This window comes from Terrisporobacter muris, assembly GCF_024621905.1.
Classification (GTDB): Bacteria; Bacillota; Clostridia; order Peptostreptococcales; family Peptostreptococcaceae; genus Terrisporobacter; species Terrisporobacter muris.
In genome coordinates this window covers 1-1,445 of the sequence record NZ_JANKBY010000545.1, presented here as the reverse complement: position 1 = coordinate 1,445, position 1,445 = coordinate 1, and the positions used below count along the sequence as shown (strand labels likewise).

The window sequence follows — 1,445 nt, the reverse complement described above, 5'->3', positions numbered from 1 at the left end:
ATAATTAGGGAATGTTTATATGTAAAATAATTTCGTACAGTCCATTTATAATTTAAAAAGTGTAGATAGTATATCAAATAAGAACAGTATCATTCGTAGTTTAAATCCAGTTATAAACATACTAACTACTATAATCTTGTAATTAAATTATAGTTTAAAAAAGTACAATTATAGAAAGTGGGTATACAAAAGACATCTTATTGAATAAAAAACTTATGGAAAATAGTAATTTATAGTTGCCCTTATCTGTGCAAAATTAAAAAGGTAAGACAGGAGAAAAAAATGAAATTTAAAGTTAGTGATGAAGTTTTTAGTGAGTTGGGAGATGTATGTTTTGGAGTTGTAGTTGCAAAAGGAATTGATAATAGTTGAAACATAGAACAAATAAATAATTTATTAAATGATAATATTAAAAGAGTTGAAGAATACTATGTAAATAAAAAGGTAAAAGATGCTATCATATAGAGAAGCTTTTAGAGAGTTAAATATAAACCATAATAAGTAGATGAGTTCTATAGAAGCTATGACATCTAGGGTGGCAAAAAATAAAAAACTTCCAAGTATAAATATGTGAAAACTAGAAGGTGGATATGGAGACAAGTAGAAGTGGGTAAGATTATATCTAAAACAAGAAATATTTTTGTTCCTATAGATGGATTTAGACATAGTAACTTTGAAAGTGTTGTAAAAGCTAGGGATGAGTTGGCAAATTTGTTTACTGAAATTTTTAATTGTGACGTAATAGTTGGTATTGTTGATAAAGATAATAAAGAAATTAATTTTTAATTTATTTAATTAGGAGGTAATTATGGGTAGAATAAAAGATATTACATCATTGGTAGAAACAAAATTTATAAGTTTATATAATGTTAAATATTTAAACAAAAGTAATAAAGAAAAAAGTTGGACAGTAGCATCAAGAAAGAAAAAAGAGGTATTAGAAGGGATTTATTTTGATAATGAAAAGGATAAAGTAGATGCTGTAATAATATGTGCATATCATAAAGATAGTGAAAAGCTAGTTATAATTAAAGAATTTAGGGTGCCTATAAATAAATATATTTATGAATTGCCAGCAGGGCTTGTAGATAGTGATGATGAAAATTTTGAAAGTGCTGTAAAAAGAGAATTAAAGGAAGAAACTGGTTTAGATGTAATAGAAATAAAAAAAGATCTAAGTTGCAATCAAGTATATTTATCACCAGGAATGACAGATGAATCTGCAGCATTTGTTTATTGTATATGTGAAGGTGAGATTAGTAATAAATTTTTAGAAGATGATGAAGATATTGAAGCTATTTTAATTTCACAGGAAGAGGCAAGAGAAATAATAAAAAATAATATTATTTCTTTAGATATTAGAGCCTATCTAGCATTACAATCATTTTCTGTTTTAGGGGAAAAAATGTTTATATAATTTATTGAAATAGAAATCATAAATCCTT

At 25.2% G+C, this 1,445-nt stretch carries 2 protein-coding genes; both read left to right on the top strand.

The genetic code is table 11. The features are described from left to right. Window positions 1-606: 606 nt before the first annotated feature. Complete coding sequence (locus NSA58_RS20130) at window positions 607-786, top strand: hypothetical protein (protein WP_257560924.1); 180 nt, start codon at window positions 607-609, stop codon at window positions 784-786. A gap of 22 nt (window positions 787-808) precedes the next feature. After that, complete coding sequence (locus NSA58_RS20125) at window positions 809-1,417, top strand: NUDIX hydrolase (RefSeq protein ID WP_039680849.1); 609 nt, start codon at window positions 809-811, stop codon at window positions 1,415-1,417. Window positions 1,418-1,445 lie beyond the last annotated feature (28 nt).

Excerpts from the sequence above, each read along its gene's own strand:
- NSA58_RS20125 (WP_039680849.1), top strand. The coding sequence starts at position 809 with ATGGGTAGAATAAAAGATATTACATCATTGGTAGAAACAAAATTTATA.